At 35.7% G+C, this 24,729-nt stretch carries 28 protein-coding genes; 13 read left to right on the top strand and 15 right to left on the bottom strand.

Annotated elements, in window-relative coordinates:
• Positions 1 to 223: 223 nt before the first annotated feature.
• Positions 224 to 1,375, bottom strand: coding sequence for a homogentisate 1,2-dioxygenase (locus SCA31_RS10705; RefSeq protein WP_410696987.1), 1,152 nt, complete (start codon positions 1,373 to 1,375; stop codon positions 224 to 226).
• Between the two features lie 122 nt (positions 1,376 to 1,497).
• Here SCA31_RS10705 and SCA31_RS10700 point away from each other — a divergent pair, with 122 nt between their 5' ends.
• Positions 1,498 to 3,567 carry a TonB-dependent receptor plug domain-containing protein gene (locus tag SCA31_RS10700; protein WP_410696986.1) on the top strand — a complete coding sequence of 690 codons (2,070 nt, stop codon included), beginning with the start codon at positions 1,498 to 1,500 and terminating at the stop codon, positions 3,565 to 3,567.
• Positions 3,564 to 4,025, top strand: a complete 462-nt coding sequence (locus SCA31_RS10695) for a thioredoxin family protein (RefSeq protein ID WP_410696985.1) — start codon at positions 3,564 to 3,566, stop codon at positions 4,023 to 4,025. The genes SCA31_RS10700 and SCA31_RS10695 overlap by 4 nt, the downstream gene beginning before the upstream one ends.
• Positions 4,026 to 4,252: 227 nt before the next feature.
• Here the strand turns inward: SCA31_RS10695 and SCA31_RS10690 are convergent, their stop codons facing one another.
• Together SCA31_RS10690 and SCA31_RS10685 are read right to left on the bottom strand one after the other, a co-directional pair.
• Positions 4,253 to 4,723, bottom strand: a complete 471-nt coding sequence (locus SCA31_RS10690) for a cupin domain-containing protein (protein WP_410696984.1) — start codon at positions 4,721 to 4,723, stop codon at positions 4,253 to 4,255.
• Positions 4,716 to 5,720 carry an NADP-dependent oxidoreductase gene (locus SCA31_RS10685; RefSeq protein ID WP_410696983.1) on the bottom strand — a complete coding sequence of 335 codons (1,005 nt, stop codon included), beginning with the start codon at positions 5,718 to 5,720 and terminating at the stop codon, positions 4,716 to 4,718. Before SCA31_RS10685 ends, SCA31_RS10690 begins: the two co-directional genes overlap by 8 nt.
• A 91-nt stretch (positions 5,721 to 5,811) precedes the next feature.
• Here SCA31_RS10685 and SCA31_RS10680 point away from each other — a divergent pair, with 91 nt between their 5' ends.
• Positions 5,812 to 6,201: a winged helix-turn-helix transcriptional regulator gene (locus tag SCA31_RS10680; RefSeq protein WP_106917193.1), complete on the top strand. Its 390-nt coding sequence runs from the start codon at positions 5,812 to 5,814 to the stop codon at positions 6,199 to 6,201.
• A 73-nt stretch (positions 6,202 to 6,274) separates the two neighbouring features.
• Here the strand turns inward: SCA31_RS10680 and SCA31_RS10675 are convergent, their stop codons facing one another.
• From SCA31_RS10675 to SCA31_RS10660, 4 genes are all read right to left on the bottom strand, one after another.
• Entirely contained in the window at positions 6,275 to 7,129 is an 855-nt protein-coding gene (locus SCA31_RS10675) for a glycine betaine ABC transporter substrate-binding protein (RefSeq protein WP_410696982.1), read from the bottom strand.
• A gap of 1 nt (position 7,130) precedes the next feature.
• A complete protein-coding gene (locus tag SCA31_RS10670; protein WP_410696981.1) occupies positions 7,131 to 7,958 on the bottom strand; it encodes an ABC transporter permease in 828 nt (275 codons plus the stop codon).
• Between the two features lies 1 nt (position 7,959).
• Positions 7,960 to 9,210 carry a quaternary amine ABC transporter ATP-binding protein gene (locus SCA31_RS10665; protein WP_410696980.1) on the bottom strand — a complete coding sequence of 417 codons (1,251 nt, stop codon included), beginning with the start codon at positions 9,208 to 9,210 and terminating at the stop codon, positions 7,960 to 7,962.
• 538 nt (positions 9,211 to 9,748) lie between these two features.
• A complete protein-coding gene (locus SCA31_RS10660; RefSeq protein ID WP_410696978.1) occupies positions 9,749 to 10,114 on the bottom strand; it encodes a DUF1304 domain-containing protein in 366 nt (121 codons plus the stop codon).
• A 64-nt stretch (positions 10,115 to 10,178) separates the two neighbouring features.
• Between SCA31_RS10660 and SCA31_RS10655 the strand changes: the two genes are divergently transcribed.
• From SCA31_RS10655 to SCA31_RS10645, 3 genes are all read left to right on the top strand, one after another.
• Entirely contained in the window at positions 10,179 to 10,751 is a 573-nt protein-coding gene (locus SCA31_RS10655; RefSeq protein ID WP_410696976.1) for a Crp/Fnr family transcriptional regulator, read from the top strand.
• Between the two features lie 63 nt (positions 10,752 to 10,814).
• Positions 10,815 to 11,246, top strand: coding sequence for a DoxX family protein (locus tag SCA31_RS10650; protein ID WP_410696975.1), 432 nt, complete (start codon positions 10,815 to 10,817; stop codon positions 11,244 to 11,246).
• Between the two features lie 7 nt (positions 11,247 to 11,253).
• On the top strand, positions 11,254 to 11,697 hold the full coding sequence (locus SCA31_RS10645) for a carboxymuconolactone decarboxylase family protein (RefSeq protein WP_410696974.1): 444 nt from the start codon (positions 11,254 to 11,256) through the stop codon (positions 11,695 to 11,697).
• A 224-nt stretch (positions 11,698 to 11,921) separates the two neighbouring features.
• Here SCA31_RS10645 and SCA31_RS10640 read toward each other — a convergent pair whose 3' ends face one another.
• From SCA31_RS10640 to SCA31_RS10620, 5 genes are all read right to left on the bottom strand, one after another.
• Positions 11,922 to 12,890, bottom strand: a complete 969-nt coding sequence (locus SCA31_RS10640; RefSeq protein ID WP_410696973.1) for a cyclase family protein — start codon at positions 12,888 to 12,890, stop codon at positions 11,922 to 11,924.
• 81 nt (positions 12,891 to 12,971) lie between these two features.
• Complete coding sequence (locus tag SCA31_RS10635) at positions 12,972 to 13,955, bottom strand: aldo/keto reductase (protein WP_410696972.1); 984 nt, start codon at positions 13,953 to 13,955, stop codon at positions 12,972 to 12,974.
• Between the two features lie 15 nt (positions 13,956 to 13,970).
• Positions 13,971 to 14,723 (bottom strand): type 1 glutamine amidotransferase domain-containing protein, encoded by a 753-nt coding sequence (locus SCA31_RS10630; RefSeq protein WP_410696971.1) that lies wholly within the window; start codon positions 14,721 to 14,723, stop codon positions 13,971 to 13,973.
• 2 nt (positions 14,724 to 14,725) lie between these two features.
• Positions 14,726 to 15,013, bottom strand: coding sequence for a putative quinol monooxygenase (locus tag SCA31_RS10625; RefSeq protein ID WP_410696970.1), 288 nt, complete (start codon positions 15,011 to 15,013; stop codon positions 14,726 to 14,728).
• Entirely contained in the window at positions 15,013 to 15,627 is a 615-nt protein-coding gene (locus SCA31_RS10620; RefSeq protein ID WP_410696969.1) for an NAD(P)H-dependent oxidoreductase, read from the bottom strand. Before SCA31_RS10620 ends, SCA31_RS10625 begins: the two co-directional genes overlap by 1 nt.
• A gap of 283 nt (positions 15,628 to 15,910) precedes the next feature.
• Here SCA31_RS10620 and SCA31_RS10615 point away from each other — a divergent pair, with 283 nt between their 5' ends.
• The 4 genes from SCA31_RS10615 (at position 15,911) to SCA31_RS10600 (ending at position 19,605) form a co-directional block, all read left to right on the top strand.
• A complete protein-coding gene (locus tag SCA31_RS10615; RefSeq protein ID WP_410696968.1) occupies positions 15,911 to 16,657 on the top strand; it encodes a metallophosphoesterase family protein in 747 nt (248 codons plus the stop codon).
• Positions 16,658 to 17,048: 391 nt separating this feature from the next.
• Positions 17,049 to 17,936: an alpha/beta fold hydrolase gene (locus SCA31_RS10610; RefSeq protein WP_410696967.1), complete on the top strand. Its 888-nt coding sequence runs from the start codon at positions 17,049 to 17,051 to the stop codon at positions 17,934 to 17,936.
• A 250-nt stretch (positions 17,937 to 18,186) separates the two neighbouring features.
• Positions 18,187 to 19,089 carry a LysR family transcriptional regulator gene (locus SCA31_RS10605; RefSeq protein WP_410696966.1) on the top strand — a complete coding sequence of 301 codons (903 nt, stop codon included), beginning with the start codon at positions 18,187 to 18,189 and terminating at the stop codon, positions 19,087 to 19,089.
• 12 nt (positions 19,090 to 19,101) lie between these two features.
• Positions 19,102 to 19,605, top strand: coding sequence for a GNAT family N-acetyltransferase (locus SCA31_RS10600; RefSeq protein WP_410696965.1), 504 nt, complete (start codon positions 19,102 to 19,104; stop codon positions 19,603 to 19,605).
• A 1-nt stretch (position 19,606) separates the two neighbouring features.
• Here SCA31_RS10600 and SCA31_RS10595 read toward each other — a convergent pair whose 3' ends face one another.
• Together SCA31_RS10595 and SCA31_RS10590 are read right to left on the bottom strand one after the other, a co-directional pair.
• Complete coding sequence (locus SCA31_RS10595; protein ID WP_410696964.1) at positions 19,607 to 20,071, bottom strand: GNAT family N-acetyltransferase; 465 nt, start codon at positions 20,069 to 20,071, stop codon at positions 19,607 to 19,609.
• Positions 20,072 to 20,506 (bottom strand): acetyltransferase, encoded by a 435-nt coding sequence (locus SCA31_RS10590; RefSeq protein WP_410696962.1) that lies wholly within the window; start codon positions 20,504 to 20,506, stop codon positions 20,072 to 20,074. It abuts the gene before it with no gap.
• A gap of 419 nt (positions 20,507 to 20,925) precedes the next feature.
• Between SCA31_RS10590 and SCA31_RS10585 the strand changes: the two genes are divergently transcribed.
• The 3 genes from SCA31_RS10585 (at position 20,926) to SCA31_RS10575 (ending at position 23,256) form a co-directional block, all read left to right on the top strand.
• Entirely contained in the window at positions 20,926 to 21,801 is an 876-nt protein-coding gene (locus SCA31_RS10585) for an aldo/keto reductase (protein ID WP_410696961.1), read from the top strand.
• A gap of 46 nt (positions 21,802 to 21,847) precedes the next feature.
• Complete coding sequence (locus SCA31_RS10580; RefSeq protein WP_410696960.1) at positions 21,848 to 22,003, top strand: hypothetical protein; 156 nt, start codon at positions 21,848 to 21,850, stop codon at positions 22,001 to 22,003.
• 182 nt (positions 22,004 to 22,185) lie between these two features.
• The gene (locus SCA31_RS10575; protein ID WP_410696959.1) at positions 22,186 to 23,256 is read left to right on the top strand and encodes an NAD(P)H-dependent flavin oxidoreductase; all 1,071 of its coding nucleotides are present in this window, start codon (positions 22,186 to 22,188) and stop codon (positions 23,254 to 23,256) included.
• Between the two features lie 135 nt (positions 23,257 to 23,391).
• Here the strand turns inward: SCA31_RS10575 and SCA31_RS10570 are convergent, their stop codons facing one another.
• A complete protein-coding gene (locus tag SCA31_RS10570; protein WP_410696958.1) occupies positions 23,392 to 24,729 on the bottom strand; it encodes a UDP-N-acetylmuramate--L-alanine ligase in 1,338 nt (445 codons plus the stop codon).

The following is a 24,729-nucleotide window of genomic DNA, read 5'->3' as shown; positions in this document are numbered from 1 at the left end:
ATTTAACCACCATTACTTAGGGTTTGTTATGAAAAATAATGATGATTACAGATGTTAACCATGCCTTACAAATTTACGAAAAAAGACGCTTTAAATAAAGGATTTAAAGCGTCTTTTGTATGTAATTAGTAATACTTTTTATATAAAATTGTTTAGGCTCTTTACTATTGTGACTTTTGTATTTGATGTGAAAGAGCTAAACCTGTTTATTTCCAAGATGAAACTATTCCAACCATGAAGTTTTATAAGATGGATCTTCCACTTTTAAAGCTTCTTCTGTGATTTTTAAAGGACGGAAAGGATCTACCATTACGGCATATTCCTCAGTGAATTTTTTACCAATACTTCTTTCCATAGCGCCTGGGTGAGGTCCGTGTACAATTCCGCCAGGGTGAAGAGTGAAGTCCATAAGGTCAATATGGTTACGGCTCATGAAGTCTCCCTCTGTGTAGAACAACACTTCATCAGAATCAATATTGGAGTGGTTATAAGGAGCAGGAATAGCCAATGGGTGATAGTCATACATTCTTGCACAGAATGAACAAACTACAAAATTATGCCCTTCAAAATTCTGGTGAACCGGAGGGGGTTGGTGAATTCTTCCTGTAATAGGTTCAAAGTTTTTAATATTGAATTTATAAGGATAAAAATATCCGTCCCAGCCTACGACATCAAATGGGTGTGTGGCATAGATGAAATCTGTGATCTGGTTTTCTTTTTTTACTTTAATTAAAAATTCTCCCTTTTCATCTACTGGCTCTTTAAAAACGGGAGCAATCATATCTCTTTCGCAGAATGGAGAATGTTCCAGAAGTTGCCCGAATTCATTTCTGTATCTCTTCGGAGTATAAATAGGAGAGTGGCTTTCCAGTACAAAGAATACAGTATCATCAGAACTAAGCTCCACCTGATAAATTGTACCTCTTGGAATAATGAGATAATCACCGGTTACAAATTCAAGATCTCCTATAAAAGTTTTTAAAATTCCGGTTCCCTGATGAACGTATAAAAGCTCATCACATTCTGCATTTTTATAGAAATAATCCATTGATTTTCTTGGCTTTGCCAATCCCATTTTCAGGTCATTATTCATCAAAAGGATCTTTCTGCTGTCCATAAAATCATCTTCGGGAGTTACATTCATTCCCTTAAACATTCTTGGAGCAACATTTTTTTCTACCGCAATCTTAGGAGTTACATCTTTTGGTTCTCCAATTGATTTAATCTGTGTAGGACGGTGAATATGGTATAATAGAGAAGAAATACCGTGAAAGCCCTCAGTTCCGAAAAGCTGTTCATAGTAAAATTTATCCTCTGGAGACTTAAAGATAGTGTGTCTTTTTGGTGGGATGCTTCCCGCTAGATGATATCTCATTTTACTTTCATATGTAGTTTCTCAAATTTAATCATTTTTCATGAATTGAATTCATCTAATATTTTTCAGATAGTTTTGTAATTCAAAAATAATTGTTAGATTTGTCTAACAATTTTAATTTCATGAAGCGAATATTATTTTCTATTACTTTTTTATCTTCCTATTGTTTTGCACAAGAGACGGATAGTTTAAGTTTAAATCAACATAAAAACACAGATTCTACAAAGGTTTTCAAGAAAGAGATCAAGACAAGTAGCATTGAGGATGTAGTGGTAACCGGTACTATAAAACCCATGAGCAGATCCAAAAGCCCGGTTGCCGTGGAAATCTATAGCCAGAAATTTTTTCAGAAAAATCCTACTCCAAGTATTTTTGAAGCCATTGCCATGGTCAATGGAGTAAAACCACAGCTAAATTGTTCCGTATGCAATACTGGGGATATTCATATCAATGGTTTGGAAGGTCCTTATACCATGATTCTGATTGACGGAATGCCGATAGTAAGCTCACTTTCCACAGTATACGGATTAAGTGGTATCCCCAATAGTCTGGTAGATAGAATAGAAGTAGTAAAAGGCCCTGCGTCTTCTATCTATGGCTCTGAAGCAATGGGTGGAGTGATTAATATTATCACCAAAAATGCATTAACAGCTCCTAAACTAAGTGTAGATATGATGACCAGTACGTGGAGTGAAAATAACCTTGATTTGTCCACAAAATTTAACATAGGAAAGAATGCCGCTTCATTGCTAAGTTTAAATTACTTCAGTTTTCAGGAAAGAATAGATCAGAATAAAGATAATTTCACGGATACCACTTTACAAAGCCGAATCTCCGTGTTCAACAAGTGGAATTTTAAAAGAAAGGAAAACAGGCAGGCAAGTTTTGCCATGAGATACTTGTATGAAGACCGCTTCGGAGGAGAAATGCAATGGAATAGATCTTTGCGTGGAAGTGATGAGGTATATGCGGAAAGTATTTATACCAATAGGGCAGAAGTCTTTGGGTTATATGAATGGCCTATGAAAGAACATATTGTTACTCAGTTTTCCTATAATTATCATGACCAGAACTCCTTTTATGGATCCAATCCTTTCAATGCTCTTCAGAAAGTAGCTTTTGTACAAACCTATTGGGACAGAAGTTTTGGTAAGCATGATATTACGGCCGGACTTACTTTCAAAAGAACTTTCTATGATGATAATACACCGGGAACTTTAGCTTCCGATGGAATAACCAATGCACCGATGAAGTCTCCGATATGGGGGGCATTTGTTCAGGATCAATGGGAAATCAATGATAAAAACACCCTGTTACTGGGTTATCGATATGACTATGATAAGGTACATCACTCAGTGCATTCTCCCAGATTAGCCTGGAAATTTTCACCCAATCCTTATCATACCCTGCGATTCAATTTCGGAACAGGGTTTAGAGTGGTAAACTTATTTACAGAAGATCATGCCGCATTAACGGGTTCCCGTGAAGTGGTGGTGAAATCAGACCTTCAGCCGGAAAGATCAGTCAATGGAAATTTAAACTACATTTGGAAAATACCCGTAGGAAACCGTTTGATAAACCTTGATGCATCGGCATTTTATACTTATTTCAGTAATAAAATTGTGGGTGATTTTGATTCTGATCCGAATAAAATTATCTACGATAACCTTCAGGGATATGGAATTTCAAGGGGAGCTTCCCTGAATGTGGATTTCAGTTTTTCTTTTCCTTTAAGTGTCAATTTAGGAGTGACTTATCTTGATGTCTATCAGAAATTTGATAATGAAAATCAAAAAACACAGCAGCTACACGCTCCGAAATGGAGTGGTACCTATAACCTTACCTATAAATTTCCGAGTAATCTGACTATAGATTTCACCGGACAGTTCTATGGTCCCATGAGACTTCCGGTTTTACCGAATGATTACCGTCCGGAGTATTCACCATTTTATTCTCTGGCGAATATTCAGGTTTCAAAAAGCTTCAAATCTGGATTTGAAGTGTATTGCGGGGTGAAAAACTTATTCAACTTTACTCCTAAAGATCCTCTGATGAGGCCGTTTGACCCATTTGATAAACATGTTGATGACCCTGTCAACAACCCTAACCACTATACTTTCGATACAGCCTATGGCTATGCGCCCATGCAGCGTATCAGAGGGTTCTTGGGAGTAAAATATACCCTGAAATGAAAAAAATAGCTTTATTTTTAATGTTAGTGCCCTGTTTTTATCTGTCTCAGATGAAGACAGGCACTTTTTCTGAGATTGAGATTCAGCAGAAAGAAAATCCTAAGCCGATGGTTATTCATCTTTATACGGACTGGTGTGTAGTTTGTAAGATTGAGTCTTACCGTTTGAGTAAAGATAAAGAGCTGGTTAATATGATCAATAATCATTTTTATTTTGTCAATTTCGAAGCGGAGAAAACGAGGGAGAAAATTTATTTCCAGAATCAGGAGTTTGAATATCAGCAGAACGGGAACTCCGGAATTCATGAGCTGGCGCTGGCTTTGTCTAAGAATAAAAACCAGCCGGTTTATCCTTTGTGGGTATTTCTGGATAAGCATCAGAATCTGGTGTATTATCAGGAAGGACAGATGACGCCTGAAAAAATGAAGCAGAAGCTGTTGGAAATTTCTGCTTTGTAATCGGATGGTTTTGGTTGGGAAAATGCAAAGGAGCAAAGTTTTATCTTTCCTTAATCCTTTTTAAAGCGCAAAGATTTTATCTGTGATAAAATTGAATACTGTTTATATTTTATTTCCCGCAGATTACACAGATTACGCAGATGTTTATGTGAAATCTGCATAATCCGCTAGATCTGTGTGAGTTTTTATCTGTGGTATTTGTGTGATCTGTGGGGAATTCTTTAATATTAAATTTCAGCATCGATCAAAACCGCCAGCTGAATGCAAGGTTCATCAGACCGGTTGCTCCATGCATGGTTGGTTCCTCTTTGGATGACAAGGTCTCCAGGTTTAAGAATTGTCTCTCCCTCTTCCATAATCAGATGAAGTTCTCCGGAAAGAATAATAATGTAATCCAGTGTTGGAGTTTGATGCATCATGGGATGAGGCTCTCCTTTTTTAAACTCAACACCTAAATCTTTATCCGGCGGAATAACTACATATCTGAAGTAGGTTCCGTTTTTGGGCGTTTGTGGAAATCCTGTGTTGGGAATTGAGGTTTCAAAATCTAGACTTGCAGGTATCTTTTGAGTATTCCAGATGTCTGAAATAATCAGTCCCGGAAGATGTTCTACTGCATTTTTTACCTGCTGATCTTCCACAATGATGGACTTTCCATTTTTGATTCCTGTTACAATACGTCTTGGTATTTTATGCATAGGTTGATGAGTGTTTCATGATAAGTTTATGACCTTGTGTCTGGTTGTTTTTAAGTATAGAATGCGCCTGAAGAACTGTTTTAAGGGAAAGATCTCCTATTACTTTGTGTTGTGGTGGTGGGATAGCTCCGCTTTCAATCAGGTTTTTAATTTCGATCAAGCTATTTTGGTAATAATCATATTTTTTGATCATGCTGTAGCTATAATTGGAGATATTCATAATCAGACATCCTTTATTGAAGAGCATTTCATGGGCATCTTTTGTTACTAAAGCGGTCACATCTACATAAGTTCCGTTGATCTTTAAAACATCGGCTGTGATTTCCGACATATAATTTCCTACGAGATCAACTCCAATATCAAAAGGAAGATTATTATTGGCTTTTAAAATATTTTCGGCCAGGTTTTCCTGTTTGTAATTGATAATCTGATTGTCTTTTACTCCTAAATTGAGGAGCATCTGCCTGTTTTCTTCACCGCCCACCGTTACAATGAAATTTTGAATATGATGAGCGAGTAAAATTTTGATTAAAAATGATCCAACTCCTCCGGCTGCTCCGGTTACAAGAATGGTTTGCTCCGGCTGTAATTGTAAACGGTTAAAAATTTGCAGCGAAGTAAGTCCTGCTGATGGTATAGCAGCCGCCTGCTCAAACGAAATATTTTTTGGTTTAAGGGAAACAATAGACTCAGGAACTGAGATGTATTCTGCATAAGTTCCATTACTTCCCATAGAACCGCTTCCACAAAATACTTCATCTCCAATGTTGAATTGAGTGACATCCGTTCCTTTTTCTACAATAATTCCTGATAACTCACGTCCTAATATGGGTGACTTGATTAATTTTCGTTCCAATTCATTTTCCAGCATTTGATAATCGATAGGATTGAAACCACTTGCTTTGATTTGAATTAAGACTTCATTGTTTTTAGGCTCTGGTTGATCTGTAATTCCATCTTCAAGCTGAAATTTTTCATTTAAAATAATTGCTTTCATACTGTTTATTTGATGTACAAATGTAAAACGGGAATAGTTTATATTTGCTACTAGTTAACAATTGGTAACTAGTTACCTTCATGAAACTATTATGGCAAAAATTATTGAAAACGGAACCGAAAGAGAAGCAACCTGTACAGAAGAATTATTTGCAATGCGGGACAGTCTGGATGTATTGGGAGGAAAATGGAAACTGATGATTCTGCGATATCTAACCAACAGAACTGATCAGCAAATTCATTTTAAAAAACTGGAACGTGGCATTGACGGAATTTCCGCCAAAATGCTAAGTAAAGAATTAAAGGAACTGGAAACCAACCTCCTGATCACTAGAACGATTCAGGATACGAAACCCATCACGGTAACCTATGCAGTGACAGAGTATGGGAAATCTGTTTTTCCGGTGACAGAAACGTTGGTTAACTGGGGCATACTTCATCGGGAAAAAATCAAAGAATCTATGAATTCTTCTGAATCATAGAGGTATCAATAAAAAAATCCTCAGACTCATGTAGAGTTGAGGATTTTAAGTAATACCAAACTGTATCGTTATATTAATTTTTATCTAGCCATAATTTGACCAGTTCAGAGTGGTTTTCTACCCATTCTTTGGCAGTGGCTTCTTTATTTTTACTCTGTTCCATTTTCATTAAAAGATCAGACATCGTTTCATCATCAAAATGGACTTTGGAAAAGAACTTGACTAAATCCGGATGATCTTTACCAAAGCTTTTTCTGGCATATGTTTTAATCTGTTCTGCTTCACCAAAAATCTTTTTGGGATCGTTAAGAAACTTAAGCTTCATCTTGCCAAACATCCAGTGCGGCTGCCATCCTGTTACCACTATCCATTGTTTGCGTTGTATGGCATTTTGTAACTCGGTGATCATGGCAATGGTAGAGGAGTTGATCTGTTTATAATCCAGTTTATAATCAATAATGGCTTTATCCGTTCCGGTTGTTAATCCAGCTCCTTTCTCAATCCCGATGATTCTATGATCAAATTGCTCCTGATGTTGATTGAGCTCTTCAATGGAATGCACCGGAACATATTCGGGAACGACTAATCCTATACGGCCGTTGTTGTAATTGGTTCCAAGATGAGCTAGTCCTGGGAATTTAGCTAGTTTTTTAGCGTGGGTGTAAGGAAGCCAAACTCCCATGAAAAGGTCTGTATCTTCATTATTCATCGAAGCCAGGATCATATCCGTAGAGGCTTTTTGAATAATGACGTGATATCCCTGTTTGTCCAAAATGGCTTTAGCAACGTGGGTCATCGCAACATCTTCCGCCCAGCCATCTACCATTCCTATGGTAATATATTTAGAGTTTTTTATATTTTCACACGAATGTAAGGCAGCCAATACCACTATTAAAAAGGGAAAAAATAAATATTTTAATTGTTTCATCTTATTGTTTTTTCTTTACAAATCCTTGGGTAATCCGGTCAAGGATAATGGCTAAAATCACAACGGATAAACCGCTTTCAAATCCTAATCCGATATCCAGATTATTAATTCCTTCCAATACTTTTTCACCTAAACCGCCTGCAGCAATCATTCCTGCAATAACAACCATGGATAGGGATAAGAGTATGGTTTGATTGATCCCTGTTAAAATCGTTTTCATGGCTAAAGGAAGTTCTACTTTAAACAGAATTTGGCGGTTGGTAGCTCCAAAAGCTCTGGCTGCTTCTACGATATCTTTCGGAACGGCTTCAATTCCCAATGTCGTTAATCGTACCGCAGGCGGCATTGCAAAAATGATCGTTGCAAAAGCTCCGGGTACTTTACCAATACTGAAAAACAGTACAGCTGGAATCAGATAGACAAATGCTGGCATTGTCTGCATCAAATCCAGTAAAGGACGGATAATTTTTGCGGCTATTGTACTTTTGGCAGCCCAAATTCCCAAAGGGATAGAAATAATAAGGGCCGTAATGGTTGCTACAAAAATAAGGGCCAGGGTTTCCATGGTTTCTTTCCATAAACCCATTAAAAATATTAAACTCAGACCGGCTGCAGTAACGACAGCAATGCCTTTTCCGGCTTTCCATAATGCCAGCAGCGTAAAAAAGAGAATGATAACATAAAAAGGAGTGTGTACCAAAACCCATTCAATTCCCATAATAGAAGAGTTTCCCAAATGTTTTATGACATCAAATACAGGTTTTCCATTTTCTGTGAGCCAATTGATTGCAGTTTCTACATATTGACCTATATCTATAGTTTTATTCATCTTATTGATTGTTTGCGATTTCTTTTAATTCAATGATCTCTTCTTCGTTAAACTTAGTAGCTTCTATGATGAGAGATAATTGGGTGATAAGACCTAAAAATTTATTGTTTTCGTCTACCACGGCGATAGCCGATTTATTTCCTGAAATTAACGGTAGCATTTCTTCTACAGTAACTTCAGGATAGACTGAGGGAACGTTGCTGTTGATAATTGATTCTACGGTAGGTTCTTTCTTTTTTGCAATTCGAACGACATCATTAAGGGTCACAAATCCGAGAAATTTATTTTGAAAATCTACGACAGGTAAGTTTTCCAACCCTGTTGCTCTCATTTTTCTTAAAGCCCCTTCAGGACCGTCTTTTCTGAAACGTACCACCGTAGCTTTGTCGAACATCAAAGATCTGGCGGTGATAATTGTTTTACGATCCACTTTCTCTACAAATGCTTTTACATAGTCGCTTGCAGGATTGGTTAAGATGTCTTCGGCTGTTCCTATTTGTTCTATGACACCATCTTTCATAATAACGATACGGTCTCCAATTTTAATGGCTTCGTCCAGGTCATGGGTAATAAAGACAATGGTTTTTTGCAATGTATCTTGCAGTTCGAGCATTTGATCCTGCATTTCAGATTTTATCAAAGGATCCAGTGCGGAGAAAGCTTCATCCATTAGCAACACTTCAGGATCGTTGGCCAAAGCCCTTGCCAATCCTACTCTCTGCTGCATTCCTCCTGAAAGTTGGGAAGGATACTGGTTCTCAAAACCATTTAATCCTACAATGTCCAGTGCTTTCTGTGCTTTTTCATCACGGGAAACTTTGTTTTCTCCTCTTATTTCCAGTCCAAAACCAGCATTGTCTAAAATAGTATGATGGGGCAGCAATCCAAATTTTTGAAACACCATACTCATTTCCGTTCTTCTTACTTCCAGAAGTTCTTTATTGTTTTTACTGGTAATATCATCGTCATTGATGTATACTTTTCCTGAAGTAGGCTCATTCAGTCTGTTTAGACAGCGCAGTAAAGTAGATTTTCCACTTCCTGACAATCCCATGATGACAAAGAATTCACCTTCATAGATTTCAAAGCTTGCTTTATTGATTCCTATGGTGCAGCCAGTTTTTTCAAGAATTTCCTTTTTGGAAAAACCTTTGTCTAAAAGTTCCTGTGCTTTCTCTTTGTTTTTACCAAAAATAATAGTCAGATCTTCAACTTTAAGTTTTACTTTTCTACTGTTTTCATTTTTTTCCATATTCAGATTTTTTTAATCAATGGTATAAAGAATTGTACACCAATTCATTATATCTTATTTTATGTTGTTGTTCTGATGATGATAGCATAAAATAATCTACTAAGCTTCTTATCATGATAGAAGCTTTTTACAAAAAAAATAAGACCACAAAGCATCTAAGGCCTTATGTTTATTTTAAATATTTCAATAGATTATACTCTAGAAGAAGAGTGTATCATGTAAAAAGAATTTAATCTTTTACATAGATTCTACAATTAAATTACTGATGAAGTAATTACGAATATGTGTACTGAACAACTTGAATTTCTGCATTTCATCACAATGCAGGTCAATATAAAAAAACTGTGTATCAATCTTTTATGACGATGCAAATTTACGAATTTTATATTAAATGGATTTTTTGAGACGTAAAAAGCTGGTTTTAAGTCTGATGATAGAAGGAGATAGTCATAGCAATTTTTCCCTTATCATAAAAAGTAAGAGGGTATTGATCATGTAAATATTTTTAAGAAGATCTTTAAAAATACGGCCAATGAAATTACTTCAACAAAACGGCAATAATGGCTAGGATAGCAGGCAAAGCCTGAACGAAAAATATTTTTTTAGTCGCTGAAATAGCCCCATAGATTCCTGCTATGGCTACACATCCTAAAAAGAAGAGTGCTATATTCGTTTGCCATTGCGAATCTTTAATCAGAAATGACCAGATCAATCCTGCAGCCAGAAAACCATTGTAAAGGCCCTGGTTGGCAGCCAATCCTTTGGTGGGTTTAAACATTTCCGCAGGAAGAGCAGCTTTAAAAATTTCTTTTCCTTTTGTTTCCCATGCAAACATTTCCATCCAAAGAATATAAATATGTTCCAGTGCAACGACTGCGATCAGAATTTTAGCAATGATTTCCATGATTCAATATTTTCTCGTTGTAAAACTAAAAAAATAAAGTTAAGTTTGGTTACTAAATTTTACAATGGAAACCTTCAAAGCACATTTAGATAAATTCATTACAATCAATGACGAGGAATTTGCTTCCATCATTTCTTTTTTCCAGGTTTTAAAAGTGAAAAAGAAAGAAAACCTGATGCTTGAGGGTGATGTCTGTAAGTTTAAGTATTTCGTTTTGGAAGGATGTCTGAGAAAGTTTTTTGTCAATGAAAAAGGAGTAGAACAAACTACAGAATTTGCTATAGAAAATTGGTGGATGTCAGATACTTTTGCTTTTGAAAAACAGATGAAATCAAGCTTTAATATTCAGTCTGTAGAAAATTCTAAAATTTTAACCATTGATTTTCAGTCTCAGGAATTTCTATTGAAAAAGCATCCCATTATGGAGCGCTATTTCAGAATGGTGTACCAAACCGCTTATGCTGCTGCCGAGAAAAGAATCCGTTATATTTATGAGATGACAAAAGAAGAATATTATGTGCATTTCAGTACAATGTATCCTTGGTTTATCCAAAGGATTCCTCAATATCTGGTGGCCTCTTTCCTTGGTTTTACTCCTGAATATTTAAGTGAAATCAAAGCGAAATTACGTTCTTAAACCAGTTTAAGTTTTTTACGGATTATAAATCGGAAATTTGTCATGTGATTAAAAGCCAATACAATGACAGATACACAGAATCAATTTCCGCAGTTATTTTTAAGACTTGCTCTTTCTGTAACGATGCTTTCTGCAGTGGCAGACAGATTTGGATGGTGGAGCAAAGAAAATTCCTCGTGGGGAAGCATGGCCAGTTTTGAAGAATATACAAGACAGCTAACCTTTTTTCTTCCGGAAGCATTGAGTACTTTTTCAGCATATGCAGCCACCTTTCTGGAAATTCTGTTTCCATTGATGTTGATTGTAGGATTTAAGACTAGAATTGCAGCGTATGGAAGTAGCATTTTGTTGCTGATTTTTGCTGTATCCATGACCATTGCATTAGGTTCTAAGGCTCCACTCAATTATTCAGTTTGGGTGGGATGTGCGGGAGCCCTGTTGTTGGCTGTTCAGCAGCGATATTCTTTTAGTATAGATCAATTAACCAAAAAATAATAATATAATGAGCGCAAGATTAAATATTGCAACAGTAGATTCAGCAGCTTATAAAGCGATGTTAGGATTAGAGGGGTACTTACAGACAACTTCTTTAACTCATATTCAGAAAGAATTAATCAAAATCAGAGCTTCTCAGATTAATAAATGTGCTTTTTGCCTTGATATGCATACAAAAGATGCCATCAAATATGGTGAAACACCTCAAAGAATCTTCATTCTGAATGGATGGACAGAAGCAAAAGAGTTCTTTACAGAAGAAGAGCAGGTACTTTTGGCAATGACTGAAGAAATTACTCTGATTAGCCAAAACGGGTTAACTGAGGAAACTTTTCAAAAAGCGAAATCATTCTTTGATGATAATCAGATTGCACAGATTATCATGGCAATTGTAACGATTAATGCTTGGAACAGAATTGCAGTGAGTACGCATCTTCCGATTGAAAAATAAGGCGAAGAATTGCTTTTAAGGAAGAATTTCCTGATTACTGAAATTTACTATAAAAAACGCTTTTCAATATTTGAAAAGCGCTTTTTATATGATTGATGATCACAAAGTAATGGCGTAAATCCGTTGGGTATTAATTCTAAAATAAATCTTAGTGGTTAATGATTAAGAAGTTTATTTTTAACGGGAATCGTTTCATCGCTCTGCTTTCTACAATGGTTTTATCATTAATAAATAGCAACAGGGTTTACATTTACCTGGGTAGATCCTACATACAGAGGCTGGCCCAGTACAAACATAAACTCCCATACTTTTTGCTTTACTAATGGACGACTGTCAATCAGTTCCAGATTATAGATTCCTTTTTTAGCCAGCATAAACTGGTTGATAGGAAATTCTTCTTTACTTTTAGGGTTCGGATATACCTCTGATGCCCAGGTATCACCACCAAAGGCAACAATTCCCTGATCTGCAAGCCATTTTGCCGCATCCATTCCAATTCCGGGTTCAGTCTCCAGAAACTGTTTGTTGTCTTTACCTATCAGTTCAAGCCATCCGGTATTGAACAGGATTACATCCCCTTTTCTTAAGGTAAGACCTTGTTTCTTTAAAACAGATTTGATATCCTCCACGGTAAACTCTGTTCCACCAGGGACAATAGATTTTTCATAATGAGCGGTCATGTCAAGTACTACACCACGGGTTACAAAAGGGGGTACTTTTTCCACGCCTAATTTTTTTACTCCTTCTACCGTTACAAAGTCTGTAGCTTTATTTCCGTTGTAGTAGATATTATCAATACCGATGTGTCCGATACCGTTAAGCTGGGTTCCTACACCTGTCCATCCATTTACCAATTCATCATTGAATGTAAATTTGTTTGGTCCTATACTTTTTCCTCCCTGTTCACCAGGCTGAATATTGTACAAATTAAAACTTCTGTGTCTAAAAGCAGGAAGATTTTTATCGATAGGAACGGCAAGTGCTAATGTTTTACCCTGTTTTACCAATCCTAAAGCTTGTTTTACCACTTCAGGAGTTAATAGATTGGCGGCTCCAATTTCATCTTGTGCCCCATAAACTGATGGATACCATGACCTATCTTCTGGATTTACAAGGGCTTGAGCTTTTAGGGAGATGCTGTTTATAGTCAATAAGGTTACTAAACCAAACATTTTGATCAGGTTCTTTTTCATTTTTTATAATTTATAGATTGAAAAAAGAAAGAAATCAGTAAACTTTTCCTTTTTACAAGAATTGTTTACTGAGTTGAAATATTAGATTTCGCTCAAGGCAGAATTGATGAAGCTCAATTCCTCCTGAGAAAGATCAATAGATAGGGCTTTTGCATTTTCAATGGCTTGCTGTGCGTTTCTTGATCCTGCCAATACCACTGTGATTGCTGGTTGAAGAGTAGTCCATCTCAATACCAATTGGGAAAGGCTTGTCTCTTTTTCCTGAGCAATTGGTTCTATTTTTTCCAGAAAAGTTTTTACTTTATTTAAATCAAACTGGGAGAAATAGCCGTTTCTGTGGTCATTGTCTTTTAATTTATCCTGTTTAAAGTATTTACCGGTTAAAAGACCTCTTTCCATTGGGCTGTACACGATAATTCCTGAATTATTTTCCAATGAATAAGGAACAAGATCATTTTCAATATCACGGTTCAGCATGCTGTAAGAAACCTGGTTGCTTGCCAGTTTCAACATTTTGTTGCCCTCTTCCATTTGGGCTACACTATAGTTACTTACTCCGGCAGCACGAATCTTTCCTTGTTGGATTAATAATTCCATTGCCTCCATTGTTTCACTAATGGGCGTTGTATTGTCCGGCCAGTGAAGCTGCAAAAGGTCAATATAATCTGTACCTAGTCTTTTTAGGCTTTCTTCAACTTCTTTGATGATGTTTTCCTTAGAAGCGAACTTATAAACCGGAATTGTTTTTCCGTCATCTTCAGCGTCAAAGAAAAACTCTCCTTTTCCTTTATTGCTTCCATCCCATACCAATCCGAATTTGGTTAATAACTGTATTTTTGAACGGTCTTTTCCTTTGATAGCCTCTCCGATCATTTCTTCACTCAACCCGAAACCATAGAATGGGGCCGTGTCAATAGAAGTTACCCCATGATCCAATGAGGCATGGATAGAGTTGATTGAATCCTGTTTTTCATTACCACCCCACATATTACCACCGATAGCAAAGGCTCCGTGTGTGATCACAGATAATTCAAGATCGGTATTTCCTAATTTTCTATATTCCATTTTATTGTTATAAAATTATTTATTTAATTCTTTTAATATGGCTTCTCCCACGCTCTTTGCGGATTGTGGATTCTGCCCTGTAATTACTCGCTGATCTGTTACAACATGATTTTGCCAAAGTCCTGATTTTTCAAATTGGGCTCCTCTTTCCTTTAGTTTGTTTTCCAATAAGAAAGGCACAACCTCTGTTAATTTTACTTCAGCTTCTTCTTCATTGGTGAAAGCATTGATCTTTTTTCCGTCTACAAGATATTTCCCGTTATTCAGCTTGATATTTACCAAGCCTGCAGGACCATGACATATCCCCGCCACAAGGCCTCCGTTTTCATAGATTTTTGAAGCAATGTCTGCCAGTTCTTCGTTGTCTGCAAAGTCCCACATAGCTCCGTGTCCTCCTGCATAAAAGATTGTTGAGTAATCATTTGGATGAACCTGTGAGGGGTGTAAAGAATGATCAATTTTGTTTTTATATTCTTTGTTTTCCCAGAATTTCTTGTTAACAGGATCCTTTAAATCGAATCCGTCTACCGGAGGTGTTCCGCCTTTCGGGCTTACAAAATCAATTTCATAACCAGCTTTGTGAAGAACTTCCCAGGGATGAGAAACTTCGCCTAAATAATATCCCGTATTTTCGCCAGTACTGCCTTTTTTATCATGGCTTGTAACGACAAATAAAATTTTCTTTTTCATATGAGTAGATTTTTGGTATTGTGCCTGAATAAATCCAATGGTGAAAAGGGTAAGGAATAAAAATGCTGTCTTTTTCATGATTAAATAAGGCTAGTGATATAAATCTGAGGTTTCTCCTGAAGTTTTTCATCTACCAAGGCCCCGAAAGCCTGAATATAAGACTGCTGGTTATGCTGTGCCAACCCTTCTTCATTTTTCCAGATTTCATAGAAGACGAATTGGTTTTTGTCTTCAATTCCCTGATGAAGAGTGTACAGTTCACATGCTTCCTCTTTTCTTGTTTCTTTTACCATATTCTGAAGAACTTCCAATACTTCTGACTGGTGCTCTTCTTTGGATTTTATAACTGCTGTAAGGTGAATTTTCATTATACTAATTCTGGTTTTAATTCTTTTTCAAATACATTTCTCACATGATCTCTGTAAAGCTTCATGTCACGTTCTATATTGGCATTCTTTTCCACATCATGGAAGTGGAAGCTTTCCATTTTTTCTAATGAAACAAAGGCGTTCATTCTATGGAAACCAAATAATGGCCCATCATCTACACTGGTTTCATTAAAGAATTCTCCAGGAAGTGTAAATGCTGTTGCTGGTGCATTCCAGCTTGTTGTCAACATATATTTTCTACCACCAAGCATTCCTCCAGTACCATAGTTGATCTCAGGGTTGGCAGCGTTTCTTCCGTCACTCATATAGATTCCTTTTGCATGGCCTGCAGTGAAAACTTCATCAATATATTTTTTAAATCCGTTCGGAAGCTGGAACCACCAGATTGGAGTATGATAAATAATATAATCTGCCCAGACAAACTTTTGAACCTCCTCATGTTTATCATATTCTTCGCTCACATTGGTTATTTTTACTTCTATATTTTCAAATGCTTTTAGAACTTCTAAAGTGTTTTCCGCGATAGTCTGGTTATATTTTCCTCCGGAATGTCCGAAATTTTGTCCTCCGTTGATGATTAGTACTTTTTTCATTTTATTTATGATTGTTTAAATTTTACTCTGCAAAGTTATGATGGAAGTTTGTATAATTAAAATAATATAAATTATAGTAAAGTATCAGAATAATGATTGATTATAAATATTGAGTATTGAATTCGTTTTCGATGTGAATTTTTTATGTTTTACTTTTTCATTATTCCTTTTAGGAAGTATAAGCTGAGTACCTAATATTCTCGATGGTATGGTAAAATGTCATATAATATCTGAACTAAAATCCCTTTCTGTCCTGTACATTTGTTTAACCAATTGAATGATCATGATACAAATAGCGGTTTTTAGTGATGTGCATGGAAATCTTCCTGCGTTGGATGTGGTATTGAACGATATTGAACGAAGAGGAATCCTTCAAAAATTCTGCTTGGGAGATCTAGTTGATTTTGCTCCCTGGGGAAATGAAGTAATAGAAAAGATTAAAAGCTTGAGTATCCCAGGTTTATTGGGAAACCATGATGAACGGATCGCTTTCGATTTACCTGTTTTTCCTTTAAGTAAGCACTCAAAAGAAGAAACAGAGGCCCGGTTTATTGCCATTGATCATTCTAAGAAATACATTACGGAAGAAAATAAAATATTCTTATCAGAACTTCCCTTCCATTTAAAGTTAAACTATAAAGTAGGGCGCAAACATTGGAATGTTCAGCTGTTGCATTCCAGTCTGGAAAGTAATGATACTTATTTATACGAGTCTGAAAATGATGAGGTTTTTATGAATATGCTGGAAGAATCCAAAGCTGATTTAATAGTAATGGGACATACTCATTTATCATTTAAGAAGCAGTTTGAAAATAAAAAATGGGCGGTTAATTGTGGTTCTGTAGGCAGATCGAAAGAAGAGAACAGGCTTGCTTCCTATTTAATTTTAACTCTAGATGAAGAAAGAATTATTCCTGAAATTGTACAATTGAACTATCCTCTTGAAGAAACAGCCCGCCAGATTGAAGAAAGTGAAATTCCCGATTATTATGCTTCTTTTTTAAGAAACGAAAAAGTATTCATGTCTTAGTTTTTTTTGAATAGATGATTTATAGTTCTGAAATAGATCACAATCAAATTCTAATGAAATTGTTACCTTAATTTGTGTTATTGAGGTATGTAATAATGCTTGAAAAATAAAATAAAATCTGTTTTAAAACTGTATATTGAATGATATCATGCTTTTTAGACCTATCAATTATGAATTAATTTTATTTGTAATTATTTGTTTTATAGTGCCTTGTAAGTACTCGTACTTTAATTTTTAAATATTCGAACTGGTTTTTTTAATGAAATCAGTTCGAATATTTTTATTCGGTCTTTTCTGAAAATTATCTGATGGATATTTGTATCAAATTAAAATCTTAGAAATCATGAAAAAGACAAGCCTTTTTATTTTTTTACTAGTATCAGTATTTTGTATGGCCCAATTACACAAAGGAAAAATAGACACCCTGCTTACTCCGGAAATTGGTGGCATAAAGCAAGCCATAGATATTAAAACAGATGATTCCGGGAAGCCCATACTGCTCTTTTTATCAGGAGGACCAGGAAGTTCAATGAGGAAAAATGCAGACTCTTTTACCAATATTTTAAAAAGTAAATTTACCATTGTTCAATGGGATCAGAGAGATGCAGGAAAAACGCTGGAATTAAACCCATCTCCCGTTCAGCCATCAGTTGAGCTGATGGGAAAAGATACTTATCAGGTTATCAATTTTTTGAGAAAAGAATTAAAACAGAAAAAAATATATCTGTTGGGCAGTTCTTGGGGAAATGCTTTAGGCTTTTATATCGTCAGAAATCACCCGGAGCTATTGCATGCTTACTTTGCTGTAAACCCTGTTGTTAGCCAATTAGAGAGTGAGAAAGAATTGCTTCAGATTTTAAAAGATCATTTTAAAGAAGATCCTGTGGCTGCTAAAGAGCTAGCAAGTGTACATATCCCGTTCAAGGTAGATGAAGATCTGTTCTACTTAAGAAAATGGCTTTTTTATAAAGACGGAAAGCAGTATGTAACGGGTGATGATTTTAAGAAAGGCTTTCTTCAGTGGTCAAAAACCTGGTCACCTGCATGGAATGAAGTCATGAATATTGACCTGCCAAAAACTTTAAAGAAAGTAGATTGCCCTATTTATTTCTTTGTGGGTAAAAATGATGTTCAGACCTCTACCAGAATTACGATAGAATATTTTCAAAAAGTAAAAGCGCCCAAAAAAGATTTGGTTTTATTTGAAAATTCAGGACATCAGATTCATAAAGATGAACCGGTAAAGTTCCAGAATTCAATGATCGAGGTATTAAAATAAATTGAATCCGGACTAAAAATATTCATAACAAGAAGCTGGAAGATTGAACCTGTAAATTACCATAGGACAGATTATGTATAGATGTTATTTTGATTAAGTAATTTAAAAAATCAATAAAGTCCGATGATTGTTACTTTATAAGGTTTATTGACTTCTATCTTCTTGTTTTAAACTGTATCATCTCCTTGATTAAGTAATTAGTATTGTAATTATTTTGTAATTTTGTATCAGAATATTAATAGCTAAAGTAATGGTTAATTTAGAATGGTATCGTACTTTTAAAGCCATATATAAAACAGGTACTCTTACAGGCGCAGCAGATGCTTTGTTTATTTCGCAACCGGGAGTAAGTTTGCATTTAAGCTCTCTGGAAGCCTATGTAGGATACAAACTGTTTGATAGGACTGGCAGGAAGATGATTCCCACAGAAAGAGGAAAAGTTTTGTTTAATGCAGTGGCTGAGCCTATTACCAAATTGGAAGATGTAGAGAAAAATTTTCAAAAGTCTACAGAAAAACATACCCCAACCATTAGTGTGGGAATGTGTTTTGAAACTTTTCAGACGACTTTGGAACAATATGTTTCTACTTTACCTTTCAATCTGATTATAAGTTTTGGAGAATATCCCGAGATGTTGGATCAACTGGATAAAGGTATTCTTGATCTCATCATCACCCCGAAAAAAGGATCGTCACCCAATATAGAACACGAAGCATTTTCTTCCGAGCAGATCATTCTGGTAGGAGGAAAGGATGTTGATACGGGTAGTTTCAATAAAGTTTTAAAAACAAGGGATGCAGATCAGATCGAGGAATGGTTGAAAAATGAAAAATGGTATGGAACCACTGGAGATATGGAGCACCTTTTTCAGTTTTGGACTCTGAACTTTGGTCACAAGCCTAACTTCCGTCCGAATTATATTGTCCCTAATTTAAATTCTATTATCCGCTGCCTGAAAGGAGGTACCGGACTGGCCGTTGTTCCTGATTTTTTATGTAAGAATGAAATAGAAAGTGGCGAAGTAAAGCTAATTTGGGAAGGAAAGAAGAAATTAGAAAATACACTCTATTTCGGATGCAGGAAAAAGACTAACTATCAAACAGAGATAGATCATATTAAAGGATTGTTCCGTAAGATGATGGGAAAAAATTAAATTTTTGTAACAGTGAAGAAAATACTAGAAACTGATCGCTTTTTATTAAGAGAACTTACGGTAGACGATGCTATGAGTTTTTATGAACTTAATAAAAATTCAAAAGTGATTCAATACACTGGAGACAGGTCTTTTGAAAGTGTAGAAGAAGCAGTAACTTTTTTGCGGAATTATAAGGATTATGGGGAGAACGGGTATGGAAGATGGGCCGTTATTGATAAATCTAATAATGAATTCTTGGGGTGGTGTGGCTTAAAATATGACTCTTCTAAAGACGAAACAGATCTTGGATTTCGTTTTTTTGAAAAATTTTGGAACAGAGGGGTGGCCACAGAAAGTGCTATTGCCTGTCTGAAGTACGGATTAGGCCAGTTAAAGCTTAAAAAGATTGTTGGCAGAGCAATGTCTGAAAATATAGCTTCCATAAAAGTATTACAGAAGTTAGGATTTACCTTTGATAAGGAATTTGATTTTGATGGATATAAAGGAGTGATCTATACTATTGAAAAAAAATAATTTAGAATAATAGAAATTCTAAAATAACCATATCCCGCATCTGTAATCCGTTTTCATAAATAGGTGCGGGATAATTTTTGATGAAAAAATCTTTGCGTATTCCGGTTGTTGCAAAGCCATTTTTCTCATAAAATCTGATCTGTTGAAAACCGGTATCGGAAGTTCCAACGGTAAGAATTTTATAGTTGTTTTCACGGGCAATTTCCTTAGCCTTATTGATTAAGATACTTCCAACCCCTTTACTTCTATAGCTTTCAATAACGGCAATATTTTTAAGTTCCAGCTCAGTATCATTATTTTTATGTAATGCCATTACAGCAATATTCTCAGCTCCGTCATGTAAAAGATAAATCTCAGAGTTGAAAATGTATTGGTCAATAGCCTCGGTGGTTTCATCGGCTAACAGGAGCAACTCATAAGGGGTTTCCGAATCTCTGGCAGTTTTGTTAAATGTAAATTGTTTCATTTACAGACTCATATGAATAAGTGGATAGTCTTTTCCTGAACCATCTTTTTCGGATCTTCCTGTTCTTTTGAATCCCATTTTTTCATAAAAGCCAATAGCCTGAGGATTTTGTTCATTAACATCTACCTTGGTAAGGCCGGTTTTGTCTTTCATAAATTGATAAAGTGTCTTTCCATAGCCTTTTCCACGGGTATCATTGTGAATGAAAAGCATTTCCAGATTTCCGTCAGCTACAGAAGCAAATCCTTTTGCATTGTCATTTTCAGTAATTAAATAAACCTCAAGATTTGGGAGATAGTCCCTTGGAATAGCTTCTTTGAAATAATTAAAGTCTTCTTCAGCAAGAAAATCGTGTGTTGCTTTTACAGCAGATTCCCAAATTTCCATAATTCTTGGATAATCTTCCGGATTAGCGAGTCTGATTTGATGTGACATGATTTAAAATTTGTACAAAAATAGGGAAAATAAAGATTATTAGCCGGATGTTATTGTTTAGGAACATGTTTTAGATGGTTTGATTTAATTGTGAATTGTTTAAAACGGGAAGGCACAAAGGGAATTATTAAGTTACTTTTTCAAGGCGCAAGAAAATCGAAGATTTTCGGCAGGGATTGGACTTCTTTTTTATTATAATAGGGAATTGACAGTATTCAATTTTATCAAAGATAAAATCCTTGCGCCTTATCAACATAATTAAAGGAAAAACTATAGCATCTTTGGGTTCTCCAACAGCATTTAAAAGCTTATTAAATAACAATTTTTAACAAAAAACAGTAAAATTGGTAAGTCGTAGTTTCGATTTTTTGTAGCAAATTTGTGTAATCACTTTATATTAATAATTAAAATAAAGATTTATGCAAAAGAAAACCTATACAGGACAACCTGTAGTAACTTTAAATAATGGGGTAGATATTCCTGCTTTAGGCTTTGGAGTTTGGCAGATGGAAGATCTGAAAGAATGTGAGAATGCGGTAGTTAAAGCCATTCAAACCGGATACAGGATGATTGATACTGCTGCCATTTATCAGAATGAAACAGCTGTTGGAACTGCCGTGAAAAATAGTGGTGTAGATAGAGATGAGTTATTCATCACTTCCAAAGTTTGGGTTCAGGATCATGGCTATGAAAAAGCAAAGAGTGCATTTCAGAGAACATTGAACAGATTGCAGATGGATTATCTTGATATGTATCTTATTCATTGGCCTTACGGAGACTTTTTGGGAACATGGAAAGCTTTGGAAGAGTTGTACACGGAGGGTAAAATTAAGGCAATTGGGGTATGTAATTTTACGGTTGAAAAATTAGAGGAGCTAAAGGCAAATTCAACAGTTTCGCCGGTCATCAACCAGATTGAACTGCATCCGGTATTCCAGCAAAAGGAATTGCAGGTTTATGACAGAGAAAATAATATTATTACTCAACCGTGGAGCCCGCTTGGAAATGGAAATGCGAACCTATTAAGCAACACAGAACTAAAAACCATCGCTGAAAAGTATAATAAAACAGTGGCTCAGGTGATTTTAAGATGGCATCTGCAGGAAGGTTTTGTGGTGATCCCGAAATCTGTAACTCCATCCAGAATTGAAGAAAACTTTAATGTATTTGATTTCGAACTGACAGCAGATGAAATGAACGTTGTTCGTTCTTTGGATACAGGAAAAAGATTGTTCTTTGATCCTAAGGATCCTGAATGGGAGCAGAAGATGCTGAATGCTGTAGCAGATATTTAATAATTCAATGTGGATTTATACTAAAAGATTCGATGAAGATAAAAATATGGTCACTTTAAACAGTGGCTATATTTTTTCGTATTCTACGTATGATGATTTTTGCGAAAGACTTTTAGCTGCTGAATTATTAGTTGATCATGATTTTATCTTCTTTGATACTACAGATCGTGGCTCACAGCAGTTTCTGCTTAATTTGGATTAGGAAATAGAAGTCAGTCTTGTAGACGAATTGCCTTTGGAATATTTTGACACAGAAACTGAATTATTGTTGTTTGAGTTTAATGAATATATGAAAACTTGGATAGAATAGGTGTGAGTAATGTCATATCCTATTGATACTGAATGATTCATATTTTTTGTACCTTTTTAATTAAAATAATTCTTATGTTTTGGCCGGATACAATCAGTAAAAAAGTAGGAGTACAATATCCTTTAATTCAGGCCCCGATGTTTGGGGTGAGTACACCTCGAATGACAGCTGCTGCATCAAATGCAGACTGTTTAGGATCTTTGGCTTTGGGTGATCTCTCAGCAGATGAATCCATTAAGCTGATCAGGGAAACAAGAAATCTTACGGATAAACCTTTTGCTGCCAATGTTTTTGTACATCAGATTCCCGAGATAACTCATACTTTAAAAGATCAATTTGTAAAGACCAAGCAATTTCTTGAGCAACTGGCTAAGGAAAATCATATAGATGTCAGTTTTCCCGATCTTGAAAATATCAGGATAAGAAGTTATCATGAACAGGTGGAGGCAATAATTGAAGAGGGCTGTAAAATTCTGAGCTTTACTTTTGGAAATCTGGATGATAAAAGTATTCAAAAGCTTAAAGAAAGTGGAGTGGTGCTTATTGGTACTTGTACTTCAGTAAAAGAGGCTTTAATTTTAGATCAATCAGGAATTGATATCATTTGTGTACAGGGAACAGAAGCAGGTGGCCATCGTGGTACCTTTGATCCGGATCATGTTCTGCAGATTGGAGGTTTATCCTTGTTGTCGCAGGTTTATGATCATGTAAATGTTCCGTTAATATATGCCGGTGGAATTTATAATGCAAAAACTTTATGGGCGGTAAAAGATCTTGGTGCAAAGGGCTTTCAGGTAGGAAATATTTTGTTGGCATCTAAGGAAAGTTCTTTACAGGCTTTTGAGAAGGATAGGCTTAAGAAAGTTAGAGAAGATGAAATTATTTTAACGAAAAGCTTTTCAGGACGATATGCCAGAGGAATTAGAAATAAGTACATAGAGGTTGTTGAAAATACAGAATATATTTTACCATACCCTTATCAGAATAAATTGACGAATGCATTGCGTAAGGCGGCTAAAGATCAGCAGAATATAGATTTTGTAGGACTTTGGACGGGGCAGTCTATTCATGATTATAGTGAATTGTCCACAGAGAATATTCTGAGAAACCTCATACAACAATCGGAGGAGATCGGGAAAGAATAAATATGAACCTGATTGTACTTCAAACCTATTTTGTAAGTATTAAAGAATATAAAATTCCTTTCAACTAGTGAAAGGAATTTTGTTTTATATAGAAATTTGAAATGAAAGCTCTCATTGTCAAATTTTCAAGTTAATTTATTTTGTAAGATCTAGTCCTCCAAAGTTTCCTGAGCTCATCATCAGATAAACCCCATTCGTTTTATCCAATGTGTTCCAATAGGCATGAAGTTCTTCAGCATTGGTGAAAACTCTTAAATTTTCATTCCTGAATTTTTCCTTAATGAATTCCGGAGAAATTGGCTCCATTCTTTTGATTTTTAAAGCATCTTCAGAATAGAATACAATAGCTGCTTCTAATCCATCCATTGCGTGGTCATATTGCTCTAAAAAGATAGGGTTTAAGCTTGAATACGTATGAAGTTCAAGGAAACCATATTTCTTTTCATTCTTAAATTGTTCCTTGAAGGCTTTTACTGCTGCTTTTACCTTACTTGGCGCATGGGCAAAGTCTTTATAAAGAGTTCCGTTATCCTCTCTTTCAACTTTTTCAAGACGTTTGGATGCTCCCTTAAAGCTCATGATTGCCTCATAGAAATCTTCATCCATAATGCCCAGTTGTCGGCAGATATGTCTTGCCCCTTCAAGATTCAATAGGTTGTGTGCTCCAAAAACAGAAAGAGGAACATCCCCCATTTCAGTTTTTAGGTATACTTTTCCATTGTTGATCTCATATTCAGGGGTTTTATAAGGGATTTTTCTGAAGTAATTTTCAGCATTCTCCACAACCTTTACCACTTCAGGATCTTCTTCATTATATACCAAAACTCCACCTGCAGTAATGCTGGCTACAAATTTTCTGAACTGTTCAATATAATCATCAAACGTTTTGAAAACATTGATATGATCCCATGCGATACCGCTCATTAAAGCAATATTTGGTTGATACAGTAAAAACTTAGAACGTAGGTCAATAGGAGAGGAAAGGTATTCATCACCTTCCAGTACCATAAAATCATTATCCTGCGTTAGTTTTACCATACAATCGAAACCTTCCAGTTGTGCTCCTACCATAAAATCTACCTCTTTCTGGTGGAAGTTTAATACGTGAAGAATCATTGAGGTAATGGTAGTTTTACCGTGTGAACCTGCAATAACAACTCTGGTTTTATTCTTTGACTGCTCGTACAAAAATTCAGGATAGGAATATATCTTTAACCCTAGTTCTTTTGCCCTTGCCAACTCAGGATTGTCCTGGTGAGCATGCATTCCAAGGATGACAGCATCAATATCTGAAGTGATCTTTTCGGGGAACCAACCCATTTCCTGAGGAAGTATTCCTTTTTTTTCCAGTCTGGACCTTGAGGGTTCAAAAATAGCATCATCTGAACCTGTAACCTGATATCCTTTATCTTTTAATGCGATGGCAAGATTGTGCATGGCGCTTCCGCCAATGGCAATGAAGTGGGTTTTCAA

Origin of the sequence: Chryseobacterium sp. SIMBA_028, from assembly GCF_046535285.1 — a bacterium.
Lineage (GTDB): Bacteria > Bacteroidota > Bacteroidia > Flavobacteriales > Weeksellaceae > Chryseobacterium.
This window is presented reverse-complemented; position numbering and strand designations above follow the sequence as displayed.

What these genes read in the sequence shown, in the direction of transcription:
- SCA31_RS10705 (WP_410696987.1), bottom strand. Translation starts at nt 1,375, where the DNA reads ATGAGATATCATCTAGCGGGAAGCATCCCACCAAAAAGACACACTATC.
- SCA31_RS10700 (WP_410696986.1), top strand. Translation starts at nt 1,498, where the DNA reads ATGAAGCGAATATTATTTTCTATTACTTTTTTATCTTCCTATTGTTTT.
- SCA31_RS10695 (WP_410696985.1), top strand. Translation starts at nt 3,564, where the DNA reads ATGAAAAAAATAGCTTTATTTTTAATGTTAGTGCCCTGTTTTTATCTG.
- SCA31_RS10690 (WP_410696984.1), bottom strand. Translation starts at nt 4,723, where the DNA reads ATGCATAAAATACCAAGACGTATTGTAACAGGAATCAAAAATGGAAAG.
- SCA31_RS10685 (WP_410696983.1), bottom strand. Translation starts at nt 5,720, where the DNA reads ATGAAAGCAATTATTTTAAATGAAAAATTTCAGCTTGAAGATGGAATT.
- SCA31_RS10680 (WP_106917193.1), top strand. Translation starts at nt 5,812, where the DNA reads ATGGCAAAAATTATTGAAAACGGAACCGAAAGAGAAGCAACCTGTACA.
- SCA31_RS10675 (WP_410696982.1), bottom strand. Translation starts at nt 7,129, where the DNA reads ATGAAACAATTAAAATATTTATTTTTTCCCTTTTTAATAGTGGTATTG.
- SCA31_RS10670 (WP_410696981.1), bottom strand. Translation starts at nt 7,958, where the DNA reads ATGAATAAAACTATAGATATAGGTCAATATGTAGAAACTGCAATCAAT.
- SCA31_RS10665 (WP_410696980.1), bottom strand. Translation starts at nt 9,210, where the DNA reads ATGGAAAAAAATGAAAACAGTAGAAAAGTAAAACTTAAAGTTGAAGAT.
- SCA31_RS10660 (WP_410696978.1), bottom strand. Translation starts at nt 10,114, where the DNA reads ATGGAAATCATTGCTAAAATTCTGATCGCAGTCGTTGCACTGGAACAT.
- SCA31_RS10655 (WP_410696976.1), top strand. Translation starts at nt 10,179, where the DNA reads ATGGAAACCTTCAAAGCACATTTAGATAAATTCATTACAATCAATGAC.
- SCA31_RS10650 (WP_410696975.1), top strand. Translation starts at nt 10,815, where the DNA reads ATGACAGATACACAGAATCAATTTCCGCAGTTATTTTTAAGACTTGCT.
- SCA31_RS10645 (WP_410696974.1), top strand. Translation starts at nt 11,254, where the DNA reads ATGAGCGCAAGATTAAATATTGCAACAGTAGATTCAGCAGCTTATAAA.
- SCA31_RS10640 (WP_410696973.1), bottom strand. Translation starts at nt 12,890, where the DNA reads ATGAAAAAGAACCTGATCAAAATGTTTGGTTTAGTAACCTTATTGACT.
- SCA31_RS10635 (WP_410696972.1), bottom strand. Translation starts at nt 13,955, where the DNA reads ATGGAATATAGAAAATTAGGAAATACCGATCTTGAATTATCTGTGATC.
- SCA31_RS10630 (WP_410696971.1), bottom strand. Translation starts at nt 14,723, where the DNA reads ATGAAAAAGACAGCATTTTTATTCCTTACCCTTTTCACCATTGGATTT.
- SCA31_RS10625 (WP_410696970.1), bottom strand. Translation starts at nt 15,013, where the DNA reads ATGAAAATTCACCTTACAGCAGTTATAAAATCCAAAGAAGAGCACCAG.
- SCA31_RS10620 (WP_410696969.1), bottom strand. Translation starts at nt 15,627, where the DNA reads ATGAAAAAAGTACTAATCATCAACGGAGGACAAAATTTCGGACATTCC.
- SCA31_RS10615 (WP_410696968.1), top strand. Translation starts at nt 15,911, where the DNA reads ATGATACAAATAGCGGTTTTTAGTGATGTGCATGGAAATCTTCCTGCG.
- SCA31_RS10610 (WP_410696967.1), top strand. Translation starts at nt 17,049, where the DNA reads ATGGCCCAATTACACAAAGGAAAAATAGACACCCTGCTTACTCCGGAA.
- SCA31_RS10605 (WP_410696966.1), top strand. Translation starts at nt 18,187, where the DNA reads ATGGTTAATTTAGAATGGTATCGTACTTTTAAAGCCATATATAAAACA.
- SCA31_RS10595 (WP_410696964.1), bottom strand. Translation starts at nt 20,071, where the DNA reads ATGAAACAATTTACATTTAACAAAACTGCCAGAGATTCGGAAACCCCT.
- SCA31_RS10590 (WP_410696962.1), bottom strand. Translation starts at nt 20,506, where the DNA reads ATGTCACATCAAATCAGACTCGCTAATCCGGAAGATTATCCAAGAATT.
- SCA31_RS10585 (WP_410696961.1), top strand. Translation starts at nt 20,926, where the DNA reads ATGCAAAAGAAAACCTATACAGGACAACCTGTAGTAACTTTAAATAAT.
- SCA31_RS10580 (WP_410696960.1), top strand. Translation starts at nt 21,848, where the DNA reads ATGGTCACTTTAAACAGTGGCTATATTTTTTCGTATTCTACGTATGAT.
- SCA31_RS10575 (WP_410696959.1), top strand. Translation starts at nt 22,186, where the DNA reads ATGTTTTGGCCGGATACAATCAGTAAAAAAGTAGGAGTACAATATCCT.